The organism is Actinomadura sp. NPDC000929 (assembly GCF_040492065.1).
Classification (GTDB): Bacteria; Actinomycetota; Actinomycetes; order Streptosporangiales; family Streptosporangiaceae; genus Spirillospora; species Spirillospora verrucosospora.
The window spans coordinates 1-8,273 of the sequence record NZ_JBEUPA010000237.1; the positions used below are offsets into that span (position 1 = coordinate 1).

Below are 8,273 nucleotides of genomic sequence, written 5' to 3' on the forward strand. Positions count from 1 at the left end.
CGCCGAGCGGGAACAGCGCGACCAGCGCGACGGCGGCGGCGGCCAGGGCGCGCATGCCCCGCTGCTCCCAGTCGCTCCCGTACGCGGCGATCGCGACGGACTCCAGCCGCGTGACGAACTCCGCCGCGCCCGGCGGCCGCTGCCCCGGGTCCTTGGCCATCCCCTCCAGGACGAGCCGGCGCAGCGGCTCGGGCACCTCCCGCACGTCGACCTGCGCGGTGAGGTGCTGGTTCATCAGGGCCGCCCGCTCGGCCGTCGCGAAGGGGCGCCGCCCGGTGACGCACTCCACGAACACGCACGTCGCGGCGTACACGTCGGTGGCGGGGCTGGCGGGTTCGCCGCGCCACTGCTCCGGCGCCATGTAGACCGGCGTCCCCGACATCGAGCTGCCGCCCGCCAGGACGGCGATGCCGAAGTCCACGAGCTTGCTGAGGCCGTCGCCCCGCACCACGACGTTCGCCGGCTTGTAGTCGCGGTGCACGACGCCGACGGCGTGGGCGGCCGCGAGCCCGAGCAGCGAGCCCTTCAGCACGAGCAGCGCCGCCTCCGGGGCGAGGGCCCCGTGCTCGCGCAGCACCTCCTTCAGGGACGCGCCGTTCACCGCCTCCATCACGATCGCCGCGCCGTGCTCGCCCTCCACGAACTGGTAGAGGCGCGCCACGTACGGGCTCGTCAGGCGCCCCAGCATCTGCGCCTCGGACCGCAGCGCGCCGACCGCGCCGGGATCCCCGCCGACCAGGTACTTGATCGCAACCGGGGTCCCGGACGCCGTGTGGCGGGCCAGGACGACCCGTCCCTGCGCGCCCCGTCCGAGTTCGCGCTCCTCAGTGAACCCCGTCAGCCGCCAGTCCATCCCGCGCTCCCGCCGCTCTTCAGATCATGCTTCACAGGACGGTGACGCCACCGCGTGAGGAAAGGTTCGCGGAAAGTCCGCACGACCGCCGCGTCCGGGGGCCGGGCAGGGCCTCCGGGGACGGCCGGTGAGATGGGACACACCGCCCGCCGCGCGACCCCCGGCCCGGAGGCCTCCGAAGCCACAGGTCACGGGCCGCGCTTATCATTCCATGACAAAGCGCGGAGGAAAAGCGCGGCCGGGAATTCACGGAAGGAATGTGCTACAACCCGTTGGGGTTCGCCGACCGCGAAAGGATCTTCATGGGCGCAGCGGAGGCTCTCGCAGGGGTCGTCGACACGGAGCGCTATCCGCTGGCCGCGCCGGGAGGCGCCGGCTGGGACGTTCTCGTTTCCCGGACCAGGGCCGAACTGGGGAAAACGGGCTGCTGCGTGCTGCCCGACTTCATTCGCCCGGCATTGCTGGACGCGCTGCGCGCGGAATGCGAGGCGATCGCGCCGCACGCGCATTACGACGTCGAAACGGTGAACGCCTACAACATCGATGTGAGCACGCCTTTGCCGGAGGACCATCCGGGGCGTCTCACCGTCGAGCGGGGCAACGCGTTCGTCGCCCGCGACCACATCCCCGCGGACTTCCTCGTCCACCGGCTCTACGCGAACGGGCTCTTCCAGCGGTTCGTGGCGGCCTGCTTCGGGCTGCCCCGGGTGCACGAGCTGGCCGATCCGCTGTCGGGGCTCGTCCTCAACGTCGTCAACCCGGGAATGGAGCATCCCTGGCACTTCGACACCAACGAGTTCACGGTCAGCCTGCTGACGCGGGAACCCGAGGACGGGGGCGTCTTCGAGTACTGCCCGAACATCAGGTCGGCGGAGGCGGAGAACTTCGGCGACGTGCGCCGCGTGCTGACCGGCCGCGGCGGCGACCTCGTCCGGCGGCTCACGCTTCGCCCGGGTGACCTGCAGTTGTTCAAGGGACGGTACTCGCTGCACCGGGTCGCCGCGGTTTGGGGGGACACGGCGCGGCACACGGCGATCCTCGCCTACAGCGAGCGCCCGGGGGTCATCGGCAGCGTCGCGCGCACGAGGCAGCTCTTCGGCCGCGTCCTGCCCGAGCACCTGGCGGCGGAGGGGCGCGCCGTCCGGGTCGACCGGCTGCTGGACTAGGAGGCACCCGCCCGTGCGCACGGACGCCACAGGGAAGATCTCGCTCGACCACATCTACACCAGCCCCGATCCCCGCGCCTACTTCGGCACGCTGCGCGAACTCCATTACGACATCCCGGAACTGGCCAAACCGCACTTCCAGCGGCTCATCGCCGAATACCGGGAGGCGCGCGGTGTCCCGGTTCCGACCGTTCTCGATATCGGCTGTTCCTACGGCATCAATGCGGCCCTGCTGAAATACGGCGTGACGATGGCTGACCTGTACGATCGCTACGGCGGTCCCGACGCCCTCGGATACACCCGTGCCAGGCTGCTGGCCCGAGACCGGGAGTTGGTCCGTTCCCGTGAAACGACGAGCCGGCTGCGCTTCCTCGGCCTGGACGCCTCCGACAGCGCCCTTTCCTACGCGCTCGAAGCCGGTTTCCTCGACGGCGCCGTCCACGCGGATCTGGAGAACGACGAGCCGACCCCCGAGCAGCGCGCCCAGCTCGCCGGGACGGACGTGGTCATCTCGACGGGGTGCCTCGGATACGTCACCGAGCGCACCATCACCCGCGTCGTCGAGGCGCACGGGGAGCACCGGCCCTGGATGGCGCACTTCGTGCTGCGCATGTTCCCGTTCGACCCGGTCGCCGACGCGCTCGCGGCCGCCGGGTACACGACGGTCCGCCACGACGGCCTGTTCCGCCAGCGGCGGTTCGCGACGCCGCAGGAGCAGGCGCTCGTCCTGGACCGCCTCGCCGACGTCGGCGCCGACCCGAGCGGCCTGGAGACCGGCGGCTGGTTCTACGCGCAGCTCTACGTCTCCCGTCCTGACGACAGAACAAGAGGATCGATGTGAACGCCGGCGATGAACTCTCGTCCCGCACCTTCGGCAACGAGGAGCGCCTGCCGCGGGTGCCGCTGCCCACGCTCGACGAGACCTGCGAGCGGTTCCTCGAATGGTGCGGGCCGCTGCTGACCGCGGAGGAGCGGGCCCGGACGGAGGCGGCGCTGGCCTCGTTCGCCCGCCCGGGCGGGCCGGGCCGCACGCTGCACGCCGCGCTGGAGCGCTACGACGCGAGCGAGGGGGTGGACAGCTGGCTGGACACCTTCTGGCCCTACCGGTACCTCGGCCGCCGCGACCGGATCGCGCTGAACGCCAACTTCTTCTTCCTGTTCAAGGAGTCGCCGGAGGGGCAGGTCGAGCGCGCGGCCGGTCTCGTCGCCGGAGCGCTGGACTACAAGCTGCGGCTCGACCGCGAGGAGATCCCGCCCGTCGTGCAGCGCGGCCGGCCGCTGTCGATGGCGCAGAACCGGTACCTGTTCTCCACCACCCGCATCCCCGGCGCCGAGCAGGACACCGTCCGCGCCCCCTACACCGCCGAGTGGCCCGGCCCCTCGGACGCCCGCCACATCGTCGTGCTCTTCCGCGGCAACATGATCCGGATGGACGTGCTGGGGCCCGACGGCCGCCCCCACACGCTGGAGGAGCTGCGGGCGGGACTGGCCGCCGTCATGAGGGCGGAGGCCGCGCCGGAGCCGTCCGCCGGGCACCTCACCACCAAGGCCCGCGCCGAGTGGGCGGCGAGCCGCGAGGCGCTGCTGGCCCTCGGCAACGCCGAGGCGCTCGACGACGTCGAGACCGCGCTGTTCTGCGTGTGCCTGGAGGACTTCGTCCCCGCGAGCACCCTCGACGCCTGCGACCACCTGCTCCACGGCGACAGCGCCAACCGCTGGTTCGACAAGGCCGTCTCCTTCGTCGTGTTCGGGGACGGCACCGCGGGCATCAACGTGGAGCACTGCGGCCTGGACGGCACCACGATCCTCAGCTTCGTCGACGCGCTGCTGGGCGAATCCCCGGAGAAGCTGTCGCACCGGTCGGGCGCCCGGTCGCAGGGGCTCCCGGCCGTCCGGGCGATCGAGTTCACCCTCGACGACGCCCTGCGGCGCGACATCGGCGACGCCGCGGCGGCGTTCGCCGCCTACGGGGCGGCCACGGCCACCGCGACCGTGTCGTTCGACGACTTCGGCACCGAAAGCATCAAGCAGCTGAAGATGTCACCGGACGCGTTCGTCCAGATGGCCTACCAGCTCGCCCACAAGCGCGCCAAGGGCCGCGTCGGCGCCACCTACGAGTCGATCGCCACCCGCCAGTACCGGAACGGGCGGACCGAGGCGATGCGGGTCGTCACCCCCGAGGTGCTCCGCTTCGTCGAGGCCATGGGCGACCCGGCCGCCGGGCCCGGACCGCGCCGGGACGCGTTCCGCGCCGCCGCCGACGCCCACGTCCGGCGGGCCAGGGAGTGCCAGGCGGGGCAGGCGCCCGAGCAGCACCTCTGGGAGCTCCAGCTCGTCCAGAAGCGGCGCGGCGCCGAGCTGGGCGTCACCGAGCCGCTCCCGCTGTTCGAGTCCCCGGGGTGGCTCGTCATGCGGGACGACTACCTGAGCACCAGCTCGGCGCCGTCGGTCAACATCCGGTACTTCGGGTTCGGGTCGACGAGCGAGCAGTGCATCGGCGTCGCCTACGTCCTGCTCCCCGACCGGTTCAACGTCTACCTGAGCACTCCGCGGCCGGTGGCGGGCGCGATGCGGGAGTTCGCCGACCGGCTCCGCGAGGCCGTCCGGGAGCTGCGGGAGCTCCTGGCGTGATCACCGGCCGGGTCTCGCCGGCCGGTGCCTCCGCCCGATCGGGTAGAGCCAGCGCCGGAACACCCGGCTGAGCCCGGGCATCACGAGCAGGGTGAGCAGCGGGATCACGATGACGGGGAACGTCAGCGCCCGCACCGGCAGCGGCCACGACTGGGTCAGCGGCGTGACGAACGCCTGCAGCAGCAGGCTGAGCGGGTACACCGCGCAGAAGGTGACCACGATCATCTTGAGCTTGGAGGGCGGCGGGACGGACTCGCCCGGCAGGTTGAACCACGTCTCCAGCCCGGTGGTGTCCTGCCGGTGCTCGTCGGCGATCCCGCTGACCCGCTCGATCCACTCCGCGCGCTCGCCGGAGTGCAGCCACCGGTCGAGACTCTTCTGGTCGGCGAAGTTCACGACCGTGTAGTACCGGTGCCGCGACCCCTCCGCGCGCAGCCAGGTGGCGCCCTGGTGGCCGGAGTACCGGGTCGCGACCTCGTGGAGCCCCTCCGCCCACTCCTCGAAGTCGCGCTCCCGGCCCGGCTTGACGTCCCAGGTGAACACGACCGTGACGGGCTCGGTCTCCGTGGAAGCCATGGCTGAGATCTCACCCGTCACGTCCGGTCCATGCATGTATGTCCCGGTCAGGTGGCGGCGAGCGCCTCGGTGGGGCTGAGGCGGGACGCCCGGATCGCCGGGTACAGGCCGGCGACCGCGCCGATGAGCAGGGTCGCGGCGACCCCGCCGAGCACCGCCCACGCGGGGATCACCACCGGCCACCCCTGGGAGACGGCGTAGCCGGCGGTGACCAGCGCGCCGACGGCCGCCCCGCCGGCGCCGCCGAGCGCCGACAGCAGCAGCGACTCGGCGAGGAACTGCGTGCGGATCTGGCCGCGGGTCGCGCCGAGGGAGCGGCGCAGCCCGATCTCCGACCGGCGCTCCAGCACCGAGATGACCATGGTGTTGGCGACCCCCACGCCGCCGACCAGCAGCGCGACCGCGCCGAGGCCGAGCAGCAGCCCGGTGAACGCCTCCCCCGCCGCCTTCCTGGCCGCCAGCGCGTCCGACGGCCGCGACACCTCCACCTCGTTCGGCGCCTCCGGGTCGGCGGTCGCGGCCAGCACGTCCCGGACGTCCTCGACGCTCGCCTCCGCCGACCGGGTGTAGATCGTCGTCGGATGGCCGTCGAAGCCGAGCCGGGACCGCGCCGCCGGCCAGCCGACCAGCGCGGCGCTGTCCAGCTCGGGGGCCAGCACCACCGGCTCCAGGATGCCGATCACGGTGAACCAGCGGCCGCCGATCAGCACCTGGACGTCCGGGGCCGCGTGCCCGATCCCGAGGCGCCGCGCGGCGGTCGAGCCGAGAACCGTCGCGGGAAAGCCGCCGGTCGCGGCGTTCAGCCACACGCCGCCGCGCAGTTTCGCCCCCGTCGCGGCGCGCAGGTCGGCGCGGGCCGCGTACGCCGAGATCCCGTTGGTCTCCGCCTCCGGGATCCTGCCCGTCCGGTAGACCTTCGCGCCGTCCAGCAGACCGGTCGCCGACACCTCCCGGACCGGGGCGATCCGGGCCACCATGGCCTCCGACTCCAGCGGCAGCTCCGCCTTCTCTCCGGTCAGGGTGTTGCCGGGCGAGACGGTCAGCAGGTTCGTGCCGAGCGCCGCGAGCGCCCGGTCGAGGTCGGCGCGGGACGAGGAGGACACCCCGACGACCGCGACCATCGCGGCGATCCCGATCGCGATGCCGAGCGCGGACAGGAACGCCCGCAAGGGCCGGGTCCGCAGGCCCACCGCGCCGACCCTGAGCACGTCGCCCGGCCACAGCCGCGCCGGGCGCAGCGTCCCGGCCGTCATCGCGCCGCCCCCGCCGGGCGCGGGCCGTCCCCCGCCGGGCCGTCCACCGCGGCGGCGTCCTCCACCACGGCGTCCTCCACCACGGCGTCCTCGACCCCGGAGTCCTCCACCACCAGGCCGTCGCGCATCCGGACGCGGCGGGGCAGGGCCGCCGCGATCTCCCGGTCGTGCGTGATGAGCACGACGGTGGTGCCCGCGGCGTGCAGCTCGCGCAGCAGCGCCATCACCCCCTCGCCGGACGCCGAGTCCAGCGCGCCGGTCGGCTCGTCCGCGAGCAGCAGCGCGGGCTCCCCGGCGACCGCCCTCGCGATCGCGACCCGCTGCCGCTCCCCGCCGGACAGCTCGTGCGGCTCGTGCTCCAGCCGGTGGCCGAGCCCGACCCGCTCCAGCGCCGCCGCCGCCCGCCGGCGCCGCGCCGCCGGGCGCAGCCCGGTGTACAGCAGGCCGTCCGCGACGTTGTCGATCGCCCGGGTCCCGGCGGCCAGGTGGAAGTGCTGGAAGACGAACCCGATGCGGCTCGCGCGCAGCGCCGACAGCCGCGCGTCCGGGAGCCGCCCCACGTCGTGGCCGTCGACGCTGATCTCGCCCGAGGTGGGGCGGTCCAGGGTGCCGAGCATGTTGAGCATGGTCGTCTTGCCCGACCCGGAGGGGCCGACGATCGCGACCAGCTCGCCCGCGCCGACGTGCAGCGACACCCCGGCGAGCGCGTGCACGCCGCCCGGGTAGGACTTCCTCACGTCCCGCAGTGTGATCATTTCGGCACCCCCACGAGCACGCCCTCGGCGATCCCCGGTCCGGAGACCTCGACCTTCCCGTCGGCGAACAGCCCCGTCTCGACCGGGACATAGGACGACGTCCCGCCCTTGACGACCTCCACGCCGAAGCCGCCCTCCCGCAGCGCGACCAGCGCGGACACCGGCACCGTCAGCACGTTCTCGCGCCTGCCCGCGGTGAACCGGACGTCGGCGGAGGCGAGCGCGTACCGGGCCGCGGCCTTCCTGGCCGCGGCGGAGTCGAGCCAGATCGTGACCTCCACCTTCGTCTCCGGGTCCTCGCCCTGCCCGCCCGGCTCGATCACGGTGGTGACCTCGTCGATCTCGGCCGCGACCGGCCGGCCCTCCGGCAGGGTCACCTCGACCCGCGCGCCCTTCTTCGCCAGCCGCTGGTCGGCGGTGTCCAGCTCGACCGTGACGGCCTGCGCGGTCCCGGTGTAGCCGAGGATCTTCTTGCCGGGCGCGGCGGGCTCGCCCGGGTTCGCCGCGACGGTCTCGACCCGGACGGGCCCCTCCGCGTAGGCGACCCGCCCGACCTCGACGGTCCCGGTCTCCGGCGCGCCGATGTCCTCCTGCCATTCCCGGACGGCCTCGGCCGTGCCCGAGGTGTACTCGTCGTCCACGGTGAAGCCGTCGTAGCCGAGCGCGCTGAGGTTCCGCTCGAACCGCTTCACGTCGGAGCCCTCGGTGCCGACCCGCAGCGGCCGGTAGGACGGCTTGGGCCCGTACATCAGCACGACGGGGTCGCCGTCGAGCTCGTACAGCCGATGGCCGCGGGTGACCTCGTCCCCGCTCTCGGGCAGCCAGGTGATCGTGCCCCTGGCCTGGCTCGTCGCGGTCAGGGTCGGGCCGTAGCCGAGCCGCCCGTCCTCGGTCTGGGTGTCGCTGAGCGTCTCCCGGGCCACCTTCGCGGTGCCGGGCGGCATTCTCGGCCTGCGTCGAGGAGACGCCCGGGATGGCGTTCGGCCAGATCGTCGAGCCGGCCTGCCAGGACGTCCAGGGGACGTACCGGGTCTTCACC

General features: G+C 73.4%; 8 protein-coding genes. 3 read left to right on the forward strand and 5 right to left on the reverse strand.

Features of this window, described 5'->3' with window-relative positions; all coding sequences use genetic code 11:
* On the reverse strand, positions 1–853 hold an 853-nt coding region (locus ABWI04_RS40530), incomplete at its 3' end, for a serine/threonine-protein kinase (protein ID WP_353835725.1).
* A 302-nt stretch (positions 854–1,155) separates the two neighbouring features.
* Here ABWI04_RS40530 and ABWI04_RS40535 point away from each other — a divergent pair.
* Genes ABWI04_RS40535 through ABWI04_RS40545 form a run of 3 tightly spaced genes read left to right on the forward strand, consistent with a single transcriptional unit; the run spans position 1,156 to position 4,650 of the window.
* Complete coding sequence (locus ABWI04_RS40535; protein ID WP_353835726.1) at positions 1,156–2,019, forward strand: HalD/BesD family halogenase; 864 nt, start codon at positions 1,156–1,158, stop codon at positions 2,017–2,019.
* A gap of 13 nt (positions 2,020–2,032) precedes the next feature.
* Complete coding sequence (locus ABWI04_RS40540) at positions 2,033–2,860, forward strand: class I SAM-dependent methyltransferase (protein WP_353835727.1); 828 nt, start codon at positions 2,033–2,035, stop codon at positions 2,858–2,860.
* The gene (locus ABWI04_RS40545; protein ID WP_353835728.1) at positions 2,857–4,650 is read left to right on the forward strand and encodes a choline/carnitine O-acyltransferase; all 1,794 of its coding nucleotides are present in this window, start codon (positions 2,857–2,859) and stop codon (positions 4,648–4,650) included. Before ABWI04_RS40540 ends, ABWI04_RS40545 begins: the two co-directional genes overlap by 4 nt.
* On the opposite strand, the gene ABWI04_RS40550 is transcribed toward ABWI04_RS40545, so the two are convergent.
* Genes ABWI04_RS40550 through ABWI04_RS40565 form a run of 4 tightly spaced genes read right to left on the reverse strand, consistent with a single transcriptional unit; the run spans position 4,651 to position 8,178 of the window.
* A complete protein-coding gene (locus ABWI04_RS40550) occupies positions 4,651–5,226 on the reverse strand; it encodes an antibiotic biosynthesis monooxygenase (RefSeq protein ID WP_345185025.1) in 576 nt (191 codons plus the stop codon). It lies immediately after the preceding gene.
* Positions 5,227–5,273: 47 nt separating this feature from the next.
* Positions 5,274–6,479, reverse strand: coding sequence for an ABC transporter permease (locus ABWI04_RS40555; RefSeq protein WP_345185023.1), 1,206 nt, complete (start codon positions 6,477–6,479; stop codon positions 5,274–5,276).
* Complete coding sequence (locus ABWI04_RS40560) at positions 6,476–7,234, reverse strand: ABC transporter ATP-binding protein (RefSeq protein ID WP_353835729.1); 759 nt, start codon at positions 7,232–7,234, stop codon at positions 6,476–6,478. Before ABWI04_RS40560 ends, ABWI04_RS40555 begins: the two co-directional genes overlap by 4 nt.
* Complete coding sequence (locus tag ABWI04_RS40565; protein ID WP_353835730.1) at positions 7,231–8,178, reverse strand: peptidoglycan-binding protein; 948 nt, start codon at positions 8,176–8,178, stop codon at positions 7,231–7,233. The genes ABWI04_RS40560 and ABWI04_RS40565 overlap by 4 nt, the downstream gene beginning before the upstream one ends.
* Positions 8,179–8,273 lie beyond the last annotated feature (95 nt).

What these genes read in the sequence shown, in the direction of transcription:
- ABWI04_RS40550 (WP_345185025.1), bottom strand. Translation starts at nt 5,226, where the DNA reads ATGGCTTCCACGGAGACCGAGCCCGTCACGGTCGTGTTCACCTGGGAC.
- ABWI04_RS40565 (WP_353835730.1), bottom strand. Translation starts at nt 8,178, where the DNA reads ATGCCGCCCGGCACCGCGAAGGTGGCCCGGGAGACGCTCAGCGACACC.
- ABWI04_RS40555 (WP_345185023.1), bottom strand. Translation starts at nt 6,479, where the DNA reads ATGACGGCCGGGACGCTGCGCCCGGCGCGGCTGTGGCCGGGCGACGTG.
- ABWI04_RS40535 (WP_353835726.1), top strand. Translation starts at nt 1,156, where the DNA reads ATGGGCGCAGCGGAGGCTCTCGCAGGGGTCGTCGACACGGAGCGCTAT.
- ABWI04_RS40560 (WP_353835729.1), bottom strand. Translation starts at nt 7,234, where the DNA reads ATGATCACACTGCGGGACGTGAGGAAGTCCTACCCGGGCGGCGTGCAC.